The organism is Simiduia curdlanivorans (assembly GCF_030409605.1).
In the GTDB taxonomy this organism is placed as follows: Bacteria; Pseudomonadota; Gammaproteobacteria; order Pseudomonadales; family Cellvibrionaceae; genus Simiduia; species Simiduia curdlanivorans.
Map to the genome: position 1 here is coordinate 1,250,809 of NZ_JAUFQG010000006.1, position 19,108 is coordinate 1,269,916.

Annotated in this window: 21 protein-coding genes; 4 read left to right on the forward strand and 17 right to left on the reverse strand. The window is 52.5% G+C overall.

Annotated features, from left to right (window positions below):
* Positions 1-22: 22 nt before the first annotated feature.
* Together QWY82_RS19395 and QWY82_RS19400 are read right to left on the reverse strand one after the other, a co-directional pair.
* On the reverse strand, positions 23-820 hold the full coding sequence (locus QWY82_RS19395; RefSeq protein ID WP_290265564.1) for an SDR family NAD(P)-dependent oxidoreductase: 798 nt from the start codon (positions 818-820) through the stop codon (positions 23-25).
* Complete coding sequence (locus QWY82_RS19400; RefSeq protein WP_290265565.1) at positions 817-1,281, reverse strand: nuclear transport factor 2 family protein; 465 nt, start codon at positions 1,279-1,281, stop codon at positions 817-819. The genes QWY82_RS19395 and QWY82_RS19400 overlap by 4 nt, the downstream gene beginning before the upstream one ends.
* Before the next feature lie 271 nt (positions 1,282-1,552).
* On the opposite strand from QWY82_RS19400, the gene QWY82_RS19405 reads away from it, so the two are divergent.
* Together QWY82_RS19405 and QWY82_RS19410 are read left to right on the forward strand one after the other, a co-directional pair.
* Complete coding sequence (locus QWY82_RS19405) at positions 1,553-2,131, forward strand: sigma-70 family RNA polymerase sigma factor (protein ID WP_290265566.1); 579 nt, start codon at positions 1,553-1,555, stop codon at positions 2,129-2,131.
* Positions 2,132-2,159: 28 nt separating this feature from the next.
* Positions 2,160-2,807, forward strand: a complete 648-nt coding sequence (locus QWY82_RS19410; protein ID WP_290265567.1) for a ChrR family anti-sigma-E factor — start codon at positions 2,160-2,162, stop codon at positions 2,805-2,807.
* Here the strand turns inward: QWY82_RS19410 and QWY82_RS19415 are convergent.
* The 13 genes from QWY82_RS19415 to QWY82_RS19475 form a co-directional block, all read right to left on the reverse strand.
* Entirely contained in the window at positions 2,794-3,258 is a 465-nt protein-coding gene (locus QWY82_RS19415) for a PaaI family thioesterase (protein ID WP_290265568.1), read from the reverse strand. The two genes, QWY82_RS19410 and QWY82_RS19415, sit on opposite strands and share 14 nt — an antisense overlap.
* A 171-nt stretch (positions 3,259-3,429) precedes the next feature.
* Positions 3,430-4,026: a Yip1 family protein gene (locus QWY82_RS19420; RefSeq protein WP_290265569.1), complete on the reverse strand. Its 597-nt coding sequence runs from the start codon at positions 4,024-4,026 to the stop codon at positions 3,430-3,432.
* A 232-nt stretch (positions 4,027-4,258) separates the two neighbouring features.
* A complete protein-coding gene (locus QWY82_RS19425) occupies positions 4,259-4,987 on the reverse strand; it encodes a sulfite exporter TauE/SafE family protein (RefSeq protein WP_290265570.1) in 729 nt (242 codons plus the stop codon).
* A 1-nt stretch (position 4,988) separates the two neighbouring features.
* A complete protein-coding gene (ccoS, locus tag QWY82_RS19430) occupies positions 4,989-5,162 on the reverse strand; it encodes a cbb3-type cytochrome oxidase assembly protein CcoS (RefSeq protein ID WP_290265571.1) in 174 nt (57 codons plus the stop codon).
* Positions 5,163-5,193: 31 nt separating this feature from the next.
* The gene (locus QWY82_RS19435) at positions 5,194-7,602 is read right to left on the reverse strand and encodes a heavy metal translocating P-type ATPase (protein WP_290265572.1); all 2,409 of its coding nucleotides are present in this window, start codon (positions 7,600-7,602) and stop codon (positions 5,194-5,196) included.
* A gap of 14 nt (positions 7,603-7,616) precedes the next feature.
* Positions 7,617-8,165, reverse strand: a complete 549-nt coding sequence (locus QWY82_RS19440) for a FixH family protein (RefSeq protein WP_290265573.1) — start codon at positions 8,163-8,165, stop codon at positions 7,617-7,619.
* A gap of 26 nt (positions 8,166-8,191) precedes the next feature.
* A complete protein-coding gene (gene ccoG, locus QWY82_RS19445; RefSeq protein ID WP_290265574.1) occupies positions 8,192-9,613 on the reverse strand; it encodes a cytochrome c oxidase accessory protein CcoG in 1,422 nt (473 codons plus the stop codon).
* 90 nt (positions 9,614-9,703) lie between these two features.
* Positions 9,704-10,624 carry a cytochrome-c oxidase, cbb3-type subunit III gene (gene ccoP / locus QWY82_RS19450; protein WP_290265575.1) on the reverse strand — a complete coding sequence of 307 codons (921 nt, stop codon included), beginning with the start codon at positions 10,622-10,624 and terminating at the stop codon, positions 9,704-9,706.
* 2 nt (positions 10,625-10,626) lie between these two features.
* Entirely contained in the window at positions 10,627-10,821 is a 195-nt protein-coding gene (locus QWY82_RS19455) for a cbb3-type cytochrome oxidase subunit 3 (protein WP_290265743.1), read from the reverse strand.
* Between the two features lie 2 nt (positions 10,822-10,823).
* A complete protein-coding gene (gene ccoO, locus QWY82_RS19460; RefSeq protein WP_290265576.1) occupies positions 10,824-11,435 on the reverse strand; it encodes a cytochrome-c oxidase, cbb3-type subunit II in 612 nt (203 codons plus the stop codon).
* A 10-nt stretch (positions 11,436-11,445) separates the two neighbouring features.
* Entirely contained in the window at positions 11,446-12,891 is a 1,446-nt protein-coding gene (gene ccoN / locus QWY82_RS19465) for a cytochrome-c oxidase, cbb3-type subunit I (RefSeq protein ID WP_290265577.1), read from the reverse strand.
* Positions 12,892-13,111: 220 nt separating this feature from the next.
* Positions 13,112-14,332 (reverse strand): argininosuccinate synthase, encoded by a 1,221-nt coding sequence (locus QWY82_RS19470; protein WP_290265578.1) that lies wholly within the window; start codon positions 14,330-14,332, stop codon positions 13,112-13,114.
* Positions 14,333-14,463: 131 nt separating this feature from the next.
* Entirely contained in the window at positions 14,464-15,360 is an 897-nt protein-coding gene (locus QWY82_RS19475) for a flagellar protein MotY (protein ID WP_290265579.1), read from the reverse strand.
* 166 nt (positions 15,361-15,526) lie between these two features.
* On the opposite strand from QWY82_RS19475, the gene pyrC reads away from it, so the two are divergent.
* Together pyrC and rnt are read left to right on the forward strand one after the other, a co-directional pair.
* Positions 15,527-16,564 carry a dihydroorotase gene (pyrC, locus tag QWY82_RS19480; RefSeq protein ID WP_290265580.1) on the forward strand — a complete coding sequence of 346 codons (1,038 nt, stop codon included), beginning with the start codon at positions 15,527-15,529 and terminating at the stop codon, positions 16,562-16,564.
* Positions 16,565-16,620: 56 nt separating this feature from the next.
* Positions 16,621-17,271 carry a ribonuclease T gene (rnt, locus tag QWY82_RS19485; RefSeq protein WP_290265581.1) on the forward strand — a complete coding sequence of 217 codons (651 nt, stop codon included), beginning with the start codon at positions 16,621-16,623 and terminating at the stop codon, positions 17,269-17,271.
* 76 nt (positions 17,272-17,347) lie between these two features.
* On the opposite strand, the gene QWY82_RS19490 is transcribed toward rnt, so the two are convergent.
* A complete protein-coding gene (locus tag QWY82_RS19490; RefSeq protein ID WP_290265582.1) occupies positions 17,348-17,794 on the reverse strand; it encodes an EF-hand domain-containing protein in 447 nt (148 codons plus the stop codon).
* A 247-nt stretch (positions 17,795-18,041) separates the two neighbouring features.
* Entirely contained in the window at positions 18,042-19,049 is a 1,008-nt protein-coding gene (locus QWY82_RS19495; protein WP_290265583.1) for an aspartate carbamoyltransferase, read from the reverse strand.
* Positions 19,050-19,108: the final 59 nt, after the last annotated feature.

Here is a 19,108-nt window from a genome sequence, read left to right on the forward strand (position 1 = left end):
TTTCAAAATAATGCTTTGATGGTTAATACAGCGTCGGCGGTTTTCTTATTAATGCCGGTGCCACCCAGCGCTCCCACACGGGGCCAAGGCTGCGCAATAGCAGCAAGGGCCAGGCCAAGCGTCGAGGAAAGCGGTGCAGTTTCTTACGTTTTTCACTGGCCCAGATAATTTCATCGGCGGCGCGCTCACTGGAAATAAGCCCGGGCATGGGGAAATCATTTTTTTCCGTCAATGGCGTGGCTACAAAACCCGGCTGCACTAGGGTTACATCGACATTGAAGGCTTTGAGATCAAGGCGCAGTGTGGCAATAAAATAATCCAGCGCTGCCTTGGAGGCGCCATAAGCTTCGGCGCGAGGAAATGGCAAAACGGTGGAAAGGCTCGACACAGCAACCACTTGGGCTCGGCTTTGCACGTTGGCTTGGGCTTTACTGCGAGAATTAGCACGTAACAGCGGCAAAGCAATAGCCAAACAGTTCACTACACCCTGAAAGTTTGTGGCAAATACCCGCTCAAACAGTTGCGGCTCAAAGGCCGGTAAATCGACATATTCACAGCAGCCGGCATTGAGTATCACCATGTCGAGAGAATCGGTGATGGACTGCAATTTAGCCTTGGCAGTCGCCATGGATTCGGAACTACCCACATCGCAAGTCAGCGGCGTGAGCAAGTGCGGAAACTCGGCTTTAATCTCGGTAAAGGCATCGGCACTGCGGGCCGAGGCAATGACTTGGTTGCCGGCGCGCAACAGTTTAACCAACAAGTCGCGCCCAATACCGCTTGAGGCACCGGTGAGCCAAATGATTTTACCTGTAATCATTTGCTCGCACTCAACGGCTGGCTATTTAGGTCGTGACCGGCAGTAGCCAGTCGCTTGCGCAGCCAGCTAATCACACGGCCAAACAACGGAATTTTTTCGTACACCATGGCGCCCATGTCGTAAAAGTCTTCGTGCTCAACAATGAGATCGTCGGCCACTTTCAAACGAGTAACGCCGGGCACAACAACCTCTCGGCCACCGGCCAGGGTTTTATGCTGATACGCCATCTGCCATTGAATAAACACGCAGTCATTTTGCCGCGCTTGGTCTAAGTAGATAAAGCGGCAAGACACCAAGTTGGTACACATATCCGTGAAGTAGGCACTAATTTGGTTTAGCCCTACCACTTTATGGATAGGGTCAATAAAGACAGCATCGTTAGCATAGACGCTGCTCAGTTGACTTAAGCTGCGGCTATCAAAGGTTGCGTAGCAGGCTTTAAACCGCTCTATCACTGGCATTATCACATTCTCCTGTTTCGTGGCTGTTGATACGTCAGGCTGCTGCCAGTAGATCACCCTGACCAACCCCCTCTAAAACCTTAGCCTAAAGGTTGATCCATTGGATGATTTAACCCGTATAGGGTCAGTAACGATTGATCCTTCACCTTGGCAATTGACTTTTCACTAGTGGAACACTTGGATTTGACCAACTATGATGGCGATGAAAATGACTGAGCCGCGCCGACAGATGGGCGCCGCCACAAAGGGCACCGAGCCGCGGAGCACAACAGTGAACGATCCCTCTCACCGTGACGACGAGTGGAGCCAACTACTAGAAAGCGTCGCGCAGGAACGCTGTAAAAAGTCTTTTGCGCACTTCTTTACCCATTTCTCGCCGTTGCTCAAGGGCTTCCTTATTAAGGGCTCGCGCCTGAACCATGCGCAGGCAGAAGAGTTAGTGCAGGAGATTATGATCAAGGTTTGGCAGCGGGCAGAGCAGTTTGATGCAAAAAAATCTTCCGCTAGCACCTGGCTTTACACCATTGCGCGAAATAGCCGTATCGATTGGCTGCGCCGGCAAGGCAATGCGGTTACCGAAGAGCTAGTAGCGGACGATTTGTACGAGGACGAGACCAGCGAAACACCCTTCTCGCTGTTGCAGCATCATCGCCAGCATAGTCACGTGCACGACGCCCTTGCTGGCCTACCCGATGAGCAAGCCTTGGTGTTGCGCAAGGTCTACATGGAGGGGCTATCCCACTCTGAAGTATCCGAAGACTTAGCACTACCCCTGGGCACCGTGAAATCCCGCGTGCGCCTAGCCTTAAAGAAATTACAAGATGTTATTGGCCGCGAGGTCTTGGCATAACATGCGCGAGCATGAGCAGGTAAATACTATGATTAAACATCACCCAGACGATAATTTGTTAGTTGAATTCAGCGCCGGCACCCTCGCCTTTGCGCAGTCTATTGCGGTGTCTTCCCACTTACATTTTTGCCACCACTGCCGGCGCAGAGCCGAGCGCTTGAATAGCATTGGCGCCAATTTAATGAACGATTGCGACGCTGTGGCCGTGAGTGACGATTTACTCGACCAAGTCTTTAGCAAACTCGATCAGCCAATAAAAACCGAGGCGGCGGCGCCTACCGGGCACTCGAAAATGCCAAAAGTCATCGACAAGCTGCTAGCCCAACAAGGTCAACCGCGCTGGCAATTTTTAACCCCTTCGCTGGATATGGCCAGACTACAGACCGGGCAAAAAGAATTTGAAGTGGCCCTGCATCGCATCAAAGCCGGCGGCAGCGTGGCCGAACACGACCACCGAGGCACGGAAATCACGCTGGTGTTAGACGGCAGTTTTTCAGATGAGACCGGTATCTATCACGAGGGTGACTTTTTGCTGCGCGAGGCCGGCCAAGTTCACCGCCCGCTGGCCAGCCGCGATGCGCCGTGTATTTGTCTTTCAGTGGTAGCGGCGCCGGTGCGCATGACTGGCAAATTCACCCGCCTGCTAAACCCCTTCTTGAGTTTCAGGCCTCAATAGGCCTCTCCCGCACCATAGAGCTGGCGCGTGCTTGCGCCAGTTGCTTATCGCCGGCATAGACCACGGCATCGATAAACACCAAACGCCGAGTCTGCTCGGTGATCACCGCCTCCACTTCAAAGTGGCTTAAGTCCGGGGTGATCGGCCGAATGTAGGTGGTGGTCAGCTGCGTGGTCACCGATGGCGGGGCGACTAAAAATGTTAGCGGGCCAATGGTGTTATCGATGGCGCCAACAATCAAACCGCCCTGCATATAACCCATGGGGTTGGCAAATTCGGGCTTGACCGGAAAGCGCACCCTTAAGCGTTTAGCCTCTGGATCAAAATGTAAAAACTCGCCGCCCATGGTGATAAAGCAAGCGGGCGGAAAGGTCAGGGGCAAATCGGGAAACCTGGCCTTGAGGTGCTCAGTGATGGCGTCATTGGTACTTAGGATTTTGTTCGAATTCATCTACGCAGCTCCAGCTATGTGGGAATAGCGACATACTAGCGCCTATGCCTGCCAGTGGCAGTGACCAAAAAGGTCGAATCTAGAGGCGAAATACTGCGCACAGAGCCACGATACGCAAGCGGAAATAAAAATCGAGGGTATAGGGCGCCGTTTAACGCGGCACCGCAGGCTCTAAAGAAATACCGGTGGCGACACGAGATCCCAAAACAATACAGTACCGGCCATCATGGCAACGGCCACAACCATAGCCACACCCATCACAGCGCTGGAAAACAAAAAGCCGCGCTCCTCAGACATCTCAAACATAATGGGTAGCCCGATAAACAGCAGGTACACGGCGTAACTCAGCGCCGCCAAAACCAACAGCACGTGCAGCCATACCTGCGGGTAGATACCGGCAATGCCCACTAAATAAATGGGGGTAGCGATAAAACCTGCCACCACAAAACCCTTGAGTGGATCGGATTTAACGCCATAGGTTTTTGACATCCAGTGGATAAAGTAACCGATCACTGTAACCGCTAATAAGAGCGCAAAATAGAAACCACCCATCAACGACAGAGCGCTGTGTTCAGTCATATAAGTGGCTTCGCCCTGACCAATACGCCAGCCGAATTCGGTGCTGCCTATGTACCAAGCCAAGGCTGGCAATAGCGCTAACACAATGGTGTAAGGTGAGTTACGTTTTAGCGAGTCGTCGGATAAATCATGTAGGGCTTGCCACTGCTGACGTGGATGAACTAACAAACCAAAGGCGTGGTTTAACATCTTTACATATCCTTGCCGTTTCACTTATTTTTATTGTTAGTGAACCCAAACACGTCAAAACGCATGGGAACAACCAGCCCGATACCACTAGGGCTGGCTAAAGAGTGTTATAAGCATCTACCATCGTCAAGGAACTGGTAATAAAGCAGGCAGGTTGATCGTTTTTTGTTTCTTGATTACCCACCAAGAAATACCCGAGTGATACCGAGGTGCACAGACGCTTAAATTTTGATCAATGGTGCGGGTGTTGTTGGGGGCTTGCAGAGAAAGAGGCAGGTGAAGCAGCTGAATGATTGCCGTGGCTAGCGTGAGACAAGGCCACGAGCGAGGTCCACACCCCGAAGGCGATTAACAGTAGTGCCATCACCGTGCGTAGCGAGCTATTGGCCAGCAGCCTTTGCAGTTGCACAGACAAAGCGCCGGACACAATGATGGCCGGCAAGGTGCCTAAGCCGAACGCGAACATAACCAAGGCGCCGCTAATGCCATCGCCTTGGCTGGCCGCAAAGGCAAGCGCGGTATACACCAAGCCGCAAGGTAGAAAGCCCCACAACATACCCAAAGGCAAGGCCTGCCAAGCGGCATTAAGCGGTAATAACTTTCTTCCTAGGGGCTGTAAAAAACGCCATAGATAAGCGCCACCTTTTTCTAACCAGACCAACGCGCGCCACCAATTGGCGAGATACAGGCCCATCAAAATAAGTAGAATACCGGCCAGCACGCGCAGCCAAGGGCCGAGAAATTGCGCAAACACATAGCCTGTTAGGCCCACCGCCGCGCCTAACAGGCTATAGCTAAATAAGCGGCCAATATTATAGAGAAACAAGCGCTGCCAACGCTCGCGGCTGGAAGCTGCGGCCATAGACAAGGCGCCAACAATGCCGCCACACATACCTAAACAGTGGCCGGCGCCCATCAAACCCACCACAAAAACCGACAACGCGGCGAAGCCCAATTCCATACTATTCAGGCTGCTTGGGTTTTACGGATGGCTTAGTTTCGTCGTCAAATAAAATGCGCTGGCCTTCCGTGTTGAGGTCATCGTATTGACCATTTTTTACTGCCCAAAACAGCAACTTAATGGCCAGCCCAATAAAGACGAGCGCAAGGGGTACTAATAAAAAAAGAATTTCCATGACTGACTTATTCCAATAGCGCTAACAACATTTACTGTTTTAGCTTTCGGTCCAATCCCATGGCATTAATAACCACAATCAATGAACTCAAACTCATACCGGCGGCGGCTACATAGGGCGGCACCCAGCCCATAGCGGCAAAGGGCAAGGCGATCAGATTATACGCTATCGCCCAGGTTAAGTTTTGCTTGATGGTGCGTTTGCATTCAAGCGCTAACGCTAAGCTATCTATCAACACGCCCAACCGACCGTGAGTTAATAAGGTATCGGCGTTTACTTGCGCCAGATCGGTGGCGCCGGCCATGGCGACCGACACATCGGCGCCGGCTAACACCGGCACATCGTTAATGCCATCGCCTACCATTAAAACTGTGTGCCCCTGCTGTTGTAATTGCTGTACCCGCGCCAGCTTATCTTTGGGCAAGAGATCGCCTTGCGCCTCGTCGATAGCCAAGGTTTGCGCCAATTGGCTAACAACGGCCTGACGATCGCCACTGAGTAGCAACACACCTAGCCCGCGCTTTTTTAAACGCTCAATAGTGTCTATGGCATCCTCGCGCAATGCGTCGCGCAACTCAAACCACGCTAAAGGCTCAGCCTCGGAACCCAATAAATACCACTGCTGCTTTTCCTCGGGCACTGCGGGTAGATCATCACCGTACCAGGCGCGAAAAAAATCGGCGCGACCAAAGCGAATCACTTGCCCCTCAAGCCGGCCCTCAACCCCCTGCGATGGGTATTGCACCAAATCAGTAACACCCTTGTGAGCGGGGATTGATTCAAAGGCCTTGGCAATGGGGTGCCGCGACCCTGCTTCCAGTGCTGCAACGATGGCCTGCATGTCGGCACCATTCAGGGCTTCAGACAAAGGTTGAAGCTGAAGCAACGCCAGCTTGCCTTGGGTTAAAGTTCCGGTTTTATCGAACACCACAGTATCAACTCGGGCCAGCGCTTCCACCACATGACCACGAGTGACTAACAAACCCTTCTCTCGCAACCACAGCGTAGCGCGCGTTAACGCCACCGGCGTGGCCAACGACAGAGCACAAGGGCAGGTCACCACGAGTACCGACAGCGTTACCCAAAACGCTTGTTCGGGTTGATACCAAAGCCAAAAGCCGGCCACCAAGGCCGCGACAACCAAGAGCCGCGCGACAAAAAAACGCGCCAGTCTATCGGCCAAGTTCACTTGTTGTGGTTTATCGGACTCGGCACGTGCGACCAACTGTTCGATTGCAGAGAGTTGTGTTTGCCGCCCCACCGCCTCGGCGCGAATGCTCAACTGACTGTCTAAATTAATACTGCCAGCAATCACTTGCGAGCCGATGGTTTTTTTAACGGCGTCAGACTCACCGGTAATGAGCGCCTCATCCACATGGCTTGTACCGTCGACCACAACGCCGTCGCAGGGCAATGTCTCGCCGGCTAACACCCGCACCCTATCGCCAACAATTAATTGCTTAATGGAAATAACATCGTCGCTGTGTTCGTCACCCGCTCGCTGCCTACGGGCCGTGAGCGGTAGGCGCAAACCAACACTGCGTAAACTGCTGGCATTTTTATGGCGCAGCCGCAGCTCTAAATAACGCCCCAATAACAGAAAAAAAGTAAACATCGATACCGATTCAAAATACACTTCACCGGTTGCCGTGACCGTTGCGAAAGCGCTGGCCAAGTAGGCGCCACCAATGGCGAGCGCGACCGGTACATCCATCACTAATTGGTGCTGTTTTAAACTGTTGAAAGCGGCGCGGAAAAAAGGCTGGGCACTGAAAAGCACCACCGGCGTTGCAACAATCAAACTGACCCAGCGAAAAAAACTTTGCCAAATGCCCTCGAAGTCTTGCAGTGCGCCGGCGTAAAGAGCAATTGCCACCATCATCACCTGCATCATGCCAAAGCCAGCCACAGCCAGCCGCATTAATAAGGCATTTCGGGTTTTCTGCCAGAGGTCGCGCTGGTTTTCATCGTTCGCGGGCATAGGCCGATAACCGATGCGATCGAGTTCAAACATCAAGCTCGAGAGCTGAACCTTAGCGCTGTTAAACACTAAAGTTAGGCGATGGTTAGTGGCGTTAACGGAGACTTTTAATACACCGTCGATGGCGTACAGGTGTTTTTCAATCAACCAAACACAGGCGGCGCAGGTCAAACCATCTAACAACAAAAAGGCACTGCGCTGCGCCGTTTCACCGGTGACAAAGTCAGCCTGTAAGTCAGCTAAATCATAGGCACTGTAATCGGCAAGATGAGCTTCCGGGCGGGCGTTAGATTCAGTGCGATAGCGATAAAAACTCGACAAGCCACCGTCGACAATGGCGCTTGCTATCGCCTGACAGCCGGGGCAACACATGGGCCTAGACTCGCCCTCGATAAGGACAAAAAACTCGGCCGGCTCAGGTGTAGGTAAGTTGCAGTGATAGCAAGGGATATCGGCCACGGAGGATGTCTCGCCTATTGATCGGCGGCTTGCTTCTCAGTGGCCTGCAGGGTGACGGCGTGAGACGCTTGAAAATCAATTTTATCCTTCAAGCGCCACGGGGCTGTGCCTCGCTCACTCGCTGACGCACCGGGAAAGAGTAAAAGATAACGGGAAAAGTTGACGCCCAAGTTTAAATCACCGCGATAATTACCCTGGCCTGTGGCAGCCAAAATAACCGTTTGATCGAGGTCGGCCTCCGTTGGGTGCTGTAATACCAACACCAAGGACTCAGGTAGCTCGTCACCGCTCAACTGCAAAAAAACTTCGCCGGTTTCTAAATCAAAATCCAACTCTGCGCGCATGGCCAGCGCCGTGGCACGATGATCTTGTTCGAGGCGCTCGTTATACATACGCCCTTCGCGGTAGTAATTATCGATAACTACGTCATCGGACAGTTTCACAGCAACAGAAATATAGGCAGCCATCACCAACACAATTACAATTAATGGCGTCAGTAAAAACCAAGCCCAACCTTGGCGATACCAGGGGCCTTGATCGAGTGTTGAATCTTGAATAGCCATTTTCTACCGTTTCCACGCTCGTTACATTAATGGGTTGGGCCAATAAAACTCGCCGTTGCCGTGGTATTCAGTTCGGGATTGTCTTCACTTTCCACATAGAACTCGATCGTCGCTTTGGTGGTTGTTAACTCGCTGCGCGGCACCGAAACGCGAACCGGAAAGCTCAACAGTTCACCTTGCTCAATCACCGTGGGACGATAACCACCCAGCGTAAAGTGGTGTTCACCACGCACTTCGACTCGATAAACTTGATCGGCTGGATCGAGATTGAGAATTTTCAAGGTGTAGACGTTTTGAATATCATCGCCCACCACGCGATACATATTCGCTCCCCGGTCACGCAATACATCCACCTTAATGGGCACGCGATTACTTACTGTGTAGGCAAACACTGCAATCATTAAAAGAACCGCCACCGCATAGCCAATCAAGCGTGGCCGGAATACATGGGTGGTACCATTTTTGATGGCTTCTTCCGTGGTAAAACGGATCAAACCGCGGTCGTAGCCCATTTTATCCATCACGCTATTACAGGCGTCAACACAGAGCCCGCAGTCGATACATTCCAACTGCACGCCATCGCGAATATCGATATCAACCGGGCACACTTGTACGCACCAAGAACAGTCGATGCAATCGCCGAGGCCTTTGGCTTTTGCGTCTTCGTCGGGCTTGCGCGGGCCGCGCGCTTCGCCGCGCTTGTAATCGTAAAATACCGTTAAGGTATCTTGATCGTACATCACCGACTGAAAGCGCGCGTAGGGGCACATGTATTTACACACTTGCTCGCGCATGTAGCCGGCGTTCAAATAAGTTGCGCCGGCAAAAAACAGCACCCAAAACGCCGAAATTGGCTCGGCTGCAAAGGTAGCCAAGCCGGTTATTAATTCCCGTACCGGGGTAAAATATCCGATAAAGGTGATACCGGTTATCAGCGAAATCGTTACCCACATGGCGTGTTTGCCAAACTTGCGGGCAAACTTGCTCGGGCTCATGGGCTGCTGATCTAGTTTGATGCGCTTGTTGCGATCGCCTTCGAAAAAATGCTCGGCCCAAATAAACATCATGGTCCAAACCGTTTGCGGGCAGGTGAAACCACACCAAACTCGGCCCACCAAAACCGTGACCGTAAATAAGCTGAAAGCGGCAATAATCAACAGCCAAGACAGCAACATGGCGTCTTGCGGACCGAAGGTTAACCACAAAATATGAAACTGGCGGGTCGACAAATCAAACAACATGGCTGGACGATCATCGATAACAAACCACGGCATCAACAAAAAGCCGGCCAGCAGCGGCAGGCCCGTGTAGCGGCGGAGCTTTTGAAAAAAACCGGTAATCTTGCGGGTATAAATACGACCGGAAGATTCGTAGACATCGACGTAGCGAATTTTTTCTTGTTGTTGTTCTGAATCCTTACGTTGATCTTTCAACTCTTGATCAGACATGGGAAGCAACTCGTAAAAGCAAACAGGATTAAATCACCCACAGGTAATTTTCGCGCAATAAAAAGGGCAGCTTCGCTGCCCTTTTTATGTCTACTGGGCGTTTTGGTCTAAAGACAAGCTGTAGACATAAGCCGCTAACAAATGAATTTTATCTGCGCGCAATTTCTCTGCCTGGGCAGGCATTTGGTTGGCGCGACCTTCGCGAATCGAGTGACGAATACCTTTGCGCGAGCCATCATACAACCAAATATCATCGGTCAAATTGGGGGCACCCATGGCCTGAATACCCTTTCCATCTGCGCCATGGCAAGCCGCACAATTTCCTGCGAACACACTGGCACCCTGTTTGGCCAAATCGGCATCGTGCTCCATGCCGGACAAGCTCATCACGTACTCTGCAGAACTTTGTACCGCAGCTTCGCCAATAACAGGCCCCCAAGGTGGCATGTTGCCGTTACGACCGTAGGTAAGGGTTTGTAGAATGGTTTCTGGGCTGCCGCCGTAGAGCCAATCGTTGTCGATAAGGCTTGGGAAGCCATAGCTACCGCCACCATCGGCACCGTGACAAATCGCACAGTTATTGGCAAACAGGCGCATACCCATTTTCATAGCGCGCGGCTCATTGACCAACTCTTCGATAGACATTTTTTGGTACTTACCAAAGCTCTCTACGTAAGCCGCCTGCGCTTTCTGCTGCTCGCCTTCGAGCTGCTTGTGCGACGTCCAGCCATCTTGATAGCTCGGGTGAATACCTTTCCACGAACCTAAGCCTGGAAAAATAATCAAATAGATAGCGCTAAATATCAACGTCGCAACGAACAGCTGAAACCACCATTTCGGTAGTGGGTTATCATATTCTTCAATGCCGTCGTAAACATGGCCAGTGGTTCTGTTTTCCGGATCTTCGTCATCGTTTACCGCAACTTTACGGTTGGCAAACAGCACCCAAGTTATCAACGCTAAACAGGTTAGCGTCAGAACAATGATCCACAGGTTCCAAAAAATACTCATAATTAATCCTGCCTCTCTTCATCGGTTTCGGGATGAAGTTGTTGGGTTGGCTTGCGTGGCTCCTCATCTGCAAAAGGCAAATTGGCCGCCTCTTCAAAACGCTTTCTGCGGCTTGGCGCGAACGCCCACCAGCAGACGCCGATGAACGCCAAAGTCACAAATACCGTTCCGAGGGAACGCAAATCATTCATATCCATCATTAACGCTTCTGAGTTACTAAGGTGCCCAACTGCTGCAAGTAAGCCACCAAGGCATCAATTTCAGCCGTGCCTTTAACAGCCTCTTGCGCGCCTTCAATATCGGCATCGGTATAGGGCACGCCAACTGAGCGCAGTGCAGCCATTTTTCTACCGGTTAATTCGCCGGTTAGCACATTGTCAAATAGCCAAGGAAAAGCAGGCATATTGGATTTCGGCACGACGTTACGCGGGTTGTATAAATGCGCTTTCTGCCACTCATCCGAATAACGTTGACCGACGCGCGCCAAATCTGGCCCGGTGCGCTTCGAACCCCACAGGAACGGATGTTCGTAAACCGATTCACCGGCCACCGAATAGTGACCGTAGCGCTCCACTTCTGCTCGCAGCGGACGCACCATTTGCGTATGGCAAACGTGACAGCCTTCGCGGATATAAATATCGCGACCTTCAAGCTCCAACGCCGGCAGAGGCTTCAAACCCGCTACTGGTTCGGTGGTTTCTTTTAGATAAAACTGCGGAACGATTTCTACCAAGGTTCCGAAGCTGATGGCAACGATAGTTAGCACGGCCATGAGACCAATGTTCTTCTCTACTATGTCATGGTTTTTCATCTGCTAGTCCTCAAGCCGCCTGAGCATTGGTTAAAGCGACTTGCTGCTCTTCGCGCTCATCAGTCACTGTGCGGTAGGTGTTGTAGGCCATGATTAACATGCCTAGCAGGAAGAAAGCACCACCCATAAAACGGACGAAGTAGCCTGGGTAGCTCGCCTCAACCGATTCAGCAAAGCTATAGGTTAAGGTGCCGTCGGTGTTAAAGGCGCGCCACATCAAGCCCTGCATAATGCCATTTACCCACATAGCGGCGATGTACAAAACAGTACCGATAGTGGCCAACCAGAAATGGGTGTTAATCAACTTAACGCTGAACATTTCTTTCTTGCCAAACAGCACAGGGATCAAGTGATAAATGGCGCCAATGGAGATCATTGCAACCCAACCTAGGGCACCTGAATGTACGTGGCCAATGGTCCAGTCGGTGTTGTGCGACAGGGCATTCACCGTCTTAATGGACATCATGGGGCCTTCGAAGGTAGACATACCGTAGAAAGACAAAGACACCACCAAGAAGCGCAGGGTCGGATCGGTGCGCAATTTATGCCAAGCACCGGACAGCGTCATAATACCGTTAATCATACCGCCCCAGCTGGGCGCCAGCAGGATCAAAGACATCACCATACCTAAGCTCTGCGCCCAATCTGGCAAGGCGGAGTAGTGTAAATGGTGTGCACCGGCCCAAATGTATAGGGAAATCAGCGCCCAGAAATGTACGATAGACAGCTGATAAGAGTAGACCGGACGACCGGCCTGCTTAGGTACGAAGTAATACATCATGCCCAAGAAGCCTGCGGTTAAGAAGAAGCCTACCGCGTTGTGGCCGTACCACCACTGCACCATGGCATCCATGGCGCCAGCGTAAGCCGAGTAAGACTTAAACATAGACACAGGCACTGCAGCCGAATTCACCAAGTGCAGCACGGCAACCACGAGAATAAAACCGCCGTAGAACCAGTTGGCCACATAGATGTGCTCGACTTTGCGCTTCACAATGGTGCCGAAGAACACAATCGCATAAGACACCCAAACTAGGGTAATCAGAATGTCGATGGGCCACTCGAGTTCGGCGTATTCTTTGGAGGAGGTCAGCCCCATCGGTAGGGTAATAGCCGCAGCAACAATCACTAACTGCCAACCCCAGAAGGTAAAGGGTATTAACCAACCGCCCCACAATACTGCCTGACAGGTTCGCTGTACCACATAATAGGAAGTCGCAAACAGCGCGCAGCCACCGAATGCAAAAATAACGGCATTGGTATGCAGTGGACGCAAGCGACCAAAATGCGAATAGGGTTGGAACAGGTCATTCAGTTCTGGCCAGTAGAGCTGCGCTGCAATCAGCACCCCAACGGCCATCCCAACAATGCCCCAGACAATGGTCATGATCGCGAACTGGCGCACAACCTTGTAGTTATAAGCTGGATGATCTCCAGCAGCAGAATGGCTACCCATAGTGATTCCCAATATCTTTAAAGCTAATAATTCGTTAGCTAGCGGCGCTCCCCCTATTGAGCTGTTACTAACCCAAAAGAGGTAAAACCTTGCACCGCTGCATTGTAGGGCCTGAAAACTGGCTGGTATTGATCCGAATCAAGGTTTAAGCAGACCTACGCTAAACACGGCAAAGCATAAAGCCCCAAAGTTTAGGACAACTTAGGGGCTTTAGCCTGCTTTAGAACAGGTTGCGACCTTTGCCCGCTGCGATGCGCATACGCAAGGCATTGAGCTTAATGAAGCCCTCGGCATCTTTCTGGTTGTAGGCGCCGGCATCGTCTTCGAAGGTGGCTATCTTGCCGTCGAACAAGCTGTCTTCGCTGCGCCGACCCGCAACGCTGACGTTACCCTTATAGAGCTTGACCCGCACTTCACCGTTTACCACATGCTGCGACTCATCGATAGCCACCTGCAGCATCTTGCGCTCCGGACTCCACCAGTAACCGTTGTAAATCATCTCGGCATACTTGGGCATCAGCGCATCTTTCAGATGTGCAACTTCGCGATCGAGGGTCAAAGACTCAATAGCGCGGTGAGCTTTTAACAAGATAGTGCCGCCCGGGGTTTCGTAACAGCCGCGGGACTTCATGCCAACATAGCGGTTTTCAACGATATCTAAGCGGCCTACGCCGTTGGCACCGCCGACTTTGTTCAAGGTTTCCAACACGGTGGCAGGAGACATATCTACGCCATCAATGGCCACCACATCACCGGCTTTATAAGTCAGGGTAATGTAAGTAGGGGTATCCGGTGCCGCTTCAGGCGCTACCGACCAACGCCACATGCCCTCTTCGGCCTCTTCCCACGGATCTTCCAAAATACCGCCCTCGTAGGAGATGTGTAGTAAATTGGCGTCCATCGAGTAAGGTGACTTGGTTTTCTGCTTGGCAAAATCCACCGGAATATTGTGCTGCTTGCAGTAATCCATCAATTTTTCGCGCGAGTTCAAATCCCATTCGCGCCAAGGTGCAATCACTTTAATGCCCGGCTTCAGTGCGTAGGCACCCAGCTCAAAACGCACCTGATCATTACCTTTACCGGTGGCGCCGTGGGAGATGGCATCGGCACCGGTTTCGTTGGCAATTTCAACCAAGCGCTTGGCGATTAGTGGGCGCGCAATAGAGGTGCCGAGTAGGTATTCGCCTTCGTAAATGGTGTTGGCGCGAAACATGGGGAAGACATAATCGCGCACGAATTCTTCGCGCAAATCTTCAATATAGATTTCCTTGATACCCATAGCTTTGGCTTTCGCGCGCGCTGGCTCAACTTCTTCACCCTGACCAATATCGGCAGTGAAGGTCACCACTTCGACGTTGTAGGTTTCTTGCAACCACCGGGCAATCACTGATGTATCAAGCCCGCCAGAGTAAGCGAGTACCACCTTTTTTAGCGACGACATAGACAACTCCATTCACCTGCTGAGCGGACGCTAAACCCATAAAACTATGGTTTAGCCGGAAAATTAGGGCGCGAATTGTATAACCAATCACGCCTGATTCACAGGGTTAAGGCCGCGCAAAGGAAGGTTTTTTAAGGCGCGGATGCCATTTCTGGCGCGACGTCGCGATCGACGCGAACGGTGACACGTCTATTTTGAGCGCGTCCGGTTCGGCTTTGATTCGATACCACCGGATAGCGCTCGCCATGCCAGCGCACGGTAAATTTATTTTCCGGAATGCCTTCGCGCTTGAGAAATTCTGCCACGGCCTCGGCCCGCCGCTTGGACAACTCCAAATTTTCATCGCGAATACCTTTGCTGTCGGTATGGCCGTCAATATACAGGTGCGTCACTTTGGGGTCGGCCAAGGTATAGATCGCAATATTGCTGAGCTTGCGTTTTTCCGAAAGCGGAAAATCATCGCCAGAGGAGGGAAAGTACACGGAAGTTTTGGCAATTTGATCGTAATTAACCGGCAATAATCCGGCCAAACATTTTAAAAACTGTTGGTAAGCGGGCTGGAATTTAATCGGCGACAGAGCCACCTGCGAGGATTCAACGGCGCCATACCAAGGGTAGCGAGTAAACACTAACTCGCGCCCACCCTGCAATTCCGTTAAAGCGCGGTTCGACAATTGATCGTTTAGACTCACCGGCAACAGGCCTTGAGTAACAGGCACCAAGCCCAGCTCGATATTTTTCATGCGCGGTCGCCACACCGGTGCCCGCGCGGTGAGCCTTGCCTTGCCAGTTTTTAGCCGCGGCGTATCGGCCTGCAGCTGCAGTGCCAAGCGCTCGCCGGCCTTATGATAGAAACTGGCGGCGCCATAAAAAGGCACCTCTTGGCGCAATTCACAGAGAAAAATCGAACTATTGACCTGCCATTCACTTTTATCCATGGCCGGCGTGTACTGGGTGGCCGCCGCTGCGGGGCCAAACAAGCTCAGCCCGAACAGCCAAGCTATGGGTGATTTAGTGATATTTTTCATGAACATAACGCCATTTACCTCGCCTACCCCAGCATAATCGCCACCGCTGCAACTCCACGCCGGTAGCTAACTCTTAGGTTATCGGCTCGCTTGAGTCGAAATTAAGGTCTAATTTAGGTAGGATGCGCGCCATCACTCAGCAAGGCTGACCAGCACAGGATTTGGTATGACCCAAACACTTACCCTCACCCGCCCAGACGACTGGCACATTCATTTACGCGACGGCGAGCAGCTGGCCACCACGGTACCCGATGCCGCGCGCTATTTTGGCCGCGCCATTATCATGCCCAACCTAGTGCCGCCGGTAATGAATGCCGAGCAGGCCATAGCCTATCGCCAGCGCATTTTAGCCCAGCGCCCCAGCGGCAGTAACTTCGAGCCCTTGATGGTGCTGTACCTGACCGACAACACCAGCGCCGCCGACATTGTGGCCGCAAAAGCCGCCGGTGTTGTGGCCGCCAAGCTCTACCCAGCCGGCGCCACCACTAACTCGGACTCCGGCGTTACCAGCTTAGACAAGATTTACCCCGCGCTCGAAGCCATGGAAAAGGCCGGTATGCTGTTTTTGCTTCATGGCGAAGTGACCGATGCCAGCATTGATATTTTCGACCGGGAAAAGGTCTTTATCGACCAGATACTAAGCCCGCTGCGCCAGCGTTTGCCCAACCTTCGCATCGTGATGGAACACATCACCACTAGCGACGCAGCGCAATTTGTGGCCGAGAGTTCAAGCAACACCGCCGCCACCATCACCGCGCACCACCTACTCTACAACCGCAATCACATGTTGGCCGGCGGCATCAGGCCGCACTATTACTGCCTGCCCATTCTGAAGCGCAACACCCATCAGCAAGCACTGATTAAGGCGGCCACCAGCGGCAACCCGCGCTTTTTCCTCGGCACCGATTCCGCGCCCCACGCACGCGACAAGAAAGAGGCCGCCTGCGGTTGTGCCGGTAGCTACACCGCCCATGCCGCCATCGAGCTCTACGCCGAGGCCTTCGAAGCCGCCGGCGCGCTTACGGCACTGGAAGGTTTCGCCAGCCACTTTGGCCCAGACTTTTATGGTATTGCGCGCAATACTGATACCATCACGCTGGTCAAAGAGAGCTGGCGCGTACCCGACTCCCTACCTATGGCCGGCAGCCAACTGGTGCCATTGCGCGCCGGCGAAAGCCTGCAATGGCGCGTGGCACCGGCATAACCGACAGTAACTTGTTCAACCCGAAGACCTTCCCAATAGATTAAGGCGAAAGATTAGTGAACCCAGCGGAACCGCAAGACAGCCCAAAAACCCTTCTAGCTCAACGCTTTAGGGGCTTTTTACCCGTTGTGGTAGATGTGGAAACTGGCGGCTTTAACGCCGATACCGACGCGCTATTAGAAATTGCCGCTGTCACCCTGCGCATGGACGACGACGGCATACTGCACCGGCACGAGACCTTCGATTTCCACGTCGACCCCTTTGAAGGCGCCAACGTCGAACAGGCCGCGCTGGATTTTACTGGTATTGATATCGACAACCGCGACGCGGTGCCGGAGATGATGGCGATTCCTGATTTATTTCGCGCCATTCGCCGCGCCGTCAAAGAAAACGGCTGCTCGCGCGCCGTCATTGTCGGCCACAACGCCCACTTTGACCTGGGCTTCGTCAACGCCGCCGCCAACCGCTGCGATGCCAAGCGCAACCCTTTCCACCCGTTTTCCTGTTTTGATACTGCGACGCTCGCGGGGCTGGCGTACGGCCATACCGTGTTGGCCAAGTCTTGCCAGTTGGCAGGCATAGAGTTCAGCAATAGCGCCGCCCACTCGGCCGCCTACGACGCCGAAAAAACGGCCGATTTATTTTGCAAAATTGTCAACCGCTGGCGCGAGTTAGGTGGCTGGCTGGGCCAAGTAGTCGAGGAATAAGCCTCTGCGCAATATGTGCAGGCATAAAAAAAGCGGCTTTCGCCGCTTTTTTTATGCCTGCATCATCTGGTGCCGCTTAGTCGTTCTCAAGCCGTAAACAAAACCAGTAAAAACAATGGGTTTCGTATTCGTCGTCGAGAGGGGTTATCTCGGTGCTATCCAGCATGCCGTCGCCATTGGCGTCGATACTGGAAAACTGGCCGAGAAAACTGCTGTATTCAGCTTCGGTGACTTCGCCATTTTTATCGCCATCGAGCTTATTAAAACGCGCCTTGAGGATAAGGGTGCGGCGAGCCGAGTCGATTTGCTCATACTCATCGTAGCTAACGCCACCGGACACGTTTAGATCCATCAAGCGAAAAATATCGAGTTTTTTCGCGCTGATTTCTTCTTGCGAAATACGCGAATCACCGTTGAGATCGTATTTGGCTAACAACCAACCGTGGGAGCCATCCGCTGTCGTTTGTGCGCCGGCAAACATAGCCGTACTCAATAACACAAACGTAAAAAGTAATCGTTTCATAACCTACCCGCCTATTTATACTTGTTCTCGGGCAATCCGTCGCTGCTGCCGCCTACCAGTCCTTAGTATTAATACCAGAGTCTTAATACTACGTGGCAACGGCTCACCATAACGGATAATGGGTCACAAAACAGCCATATCAATAGAAGCATTTGGAATATAGAACGCTAGTCCAATAGGAAGTCGCTACAAGCGGCGAGCCCTTAGTCACGCAAAGGCATAAGAGCAGGCAGCATCTACTATTTCCCTAGCGGCTAGAGTGCCAGCGCACTTCCCGGGCGTGCTTATCCACCAGCTCGACAACATCGAGCACCAGAGCAAACAAGGCCATACGCACCAAGATGCCGTTATCGGTCTGGCGGAAGATAGCCAGATTAGGGTTGGCATTCAGGTCGTTATCCAGCTCGTTGGCCTCGGCGCGCGAGTCACGCGGCAAGGGGTGCATAATGACCGTATTGGGTTCGCAAAACTGGGTGTAAATCTGCTGATTCAAACGAAAGCGGCCGCGATAGAGATCGGCCTCTTGCTTGGAGGTAAAGCGCTCCTCTTGAATGCGGGTGGAATAGGCGATATCAACCTTGCTGATACTCGCGGTCAGCTCGTCCGTCACCTGCACTTGATGGCCGGCTTTGCGCATTAATTCAACCAAGTACTCAGGCATGGCCAGCTCGGTCGGCGAGACCAAGGTCACTTGCAAGTTTTGATACAGGGCGAGCAGGCGGCAGAGGGAGTGCACCGTGCGGCCGTGCTTTAAGTCGCCAATCATGGCGATGCGCAGGCCATTCAAGCCCTTGCCCTTGGCGGCCAGCTCTTTGCGAATGGTGTAAAGGTCGAGCAGCGCTTGGCTCGGGTGTTCGTTCGAGCCATCGCCGCCATTGATGACCGGCACTCGGCTAGCCTCGGCAAATTCGGCGACGGAGCCATTTTGCGGGTGGCGCATGCAAATCACATCGCTATAGCCAGACAGCACCCGAGCGGTGTCGTACAGCGACTCGCCCTTGGCGATAGCCGAACTTTCGAAACCCGTGGTTTCGCGCACTTCACCACCGAGTAAATTAAAGGCACAGCCAAAACTCACGCGAGTTCGAGTACTGGGCTCAAAAAACATATTGCCGAGAATCGCACCCTCAAGAACGCGTGTTACCCGCCGACGACTAGCGTAGGGTTCCATGGCATCGGCAACGCGAAAGATACGCTCTATGTCGGGTTGTTCGAATTGATCAATAGACAGAATATGGGCGCCAGTAAAATCCACAGTAACCTCGGGGCTAAAAGACAGACGGCCGATATTTTAGCGGTCGGACTCCCGAAGCG

Bases quoted from the DNA above. Each gene is read 5' to 3' on its own strand.
- QWY82_RS19395 (WP_290265564.1), bottom strand. From the start codon at position 820: ATGATTACAGGTAAAATCATTTGGCTCACCGGTGCCTCAAGCGGTATT.
- QWY82_RS19400 (WP_290265565.1), bottom strand. From the start codon at position 1,281: ATGCCAGTGATAGAGCGGTTTAAAGCCTGCTACGCAACCTTTGATAGC.
- QWY82_RS19410 (WP_290265567.1), top strand. From the start codon at position 2,160: ATGATTAAACATCACCCAGACGATAATTTGTTAGTTGAATTCAGCGCC.
- QWY82_RS19415 (WP_290265568.1), bottom strand. From the start codon at position 3,258: ATGAATTCGAACAAAATCCTAAGTACCAATGACGCCATCACTGAGCAC.
- QWY82_RS19420 (WP_290265569.1), bottom strand. From the start codon at position 4,026: ATGTTAAACCACGCCTTTGGTTTGTTAGTTCATCCACGTCAGCAGTGG.
- QWY82_RS19425 (WP_290265570.1), bottom strand. From the start codon at position 4,987: ATGGAATTGGGCTTCGCCGCGTTGTCGGTTTTTGTGGTGGGTTTGATG.
- ccoS (WP_290265571.1), bottom strand. From the start codon at position 5,162: ATGGAAATTCTTTTTTTATTAGTACCCCTTGCGCTCGTCTTTATTGGG.
- QWY82_RS19440 (WP_290265573.1), bottom strand. From the start codon at position 8,165: ATGGCTATTCAAGATTCAACACTCGATCAAGGCCCCTGGTATCGCCAA.
- ccoG (WP_290265574.1), bottom strand. From the start codon at position 9,613: ATGTCTGATCAAGAGTTGAAAGATCAACGTAAGGATTCAGAACAACAA.
- ccoP (WP_290265575.1), bottom strand. From the start codon at position 10,624: ATGAGTATTTTTTGGAACCTGTGGATCATTGTTCTGACGCTAACCTGT.
- QWY82_RS19455 (WP_290265743.1), bottom strand. From the start codon at position 10,821: ATGGATATGAATGATTTGCGTTCCCTCGGAACGGTATTTGTGACTTTG.
- ccoO (WP_290265576.1), bottom strand. From the start codon at position 11,435: ATGAAAAACCATGACATAGTAGAGAAGAACATTGGTCTCATGGCCGTG.
- ccoN (WP_290265577.1), bottom strand. From the start codon at position 12,891: ATGGGTAGCCATTCTGCTGCTGGAGATCATCCAGCTTATAACTACAAG.
- QWY82_RS19470 (WP_290265578.1), bottom strand. From the start codon at position 14,332: ATGTCGTCGCTAAAAAAGGTGGTACTCGCTTACTCTGGCGGGCTTGAT.
- QWY82_RS19475 (WP_290265579.1), bottom strand. From the start codon at position 15,360: ATGAAAAATATCACTAAATCACCCATAGCTTGGCTGTTCGGGCTGAGC.
- pyrC (WP_290265580.1), top strand. From the start codon at position 15,527: ATGACCCAAACACTTACCCTCACCCGCCCAGACGACTGGCACATTCAT.
- QWY82_RS19490 (WP_290265582.1), bottom strand. From the start codon at position 17,794: ATGAAACGATTACTTTTTACGTTTGTGTTATTGAGTACGGCTATGTTT.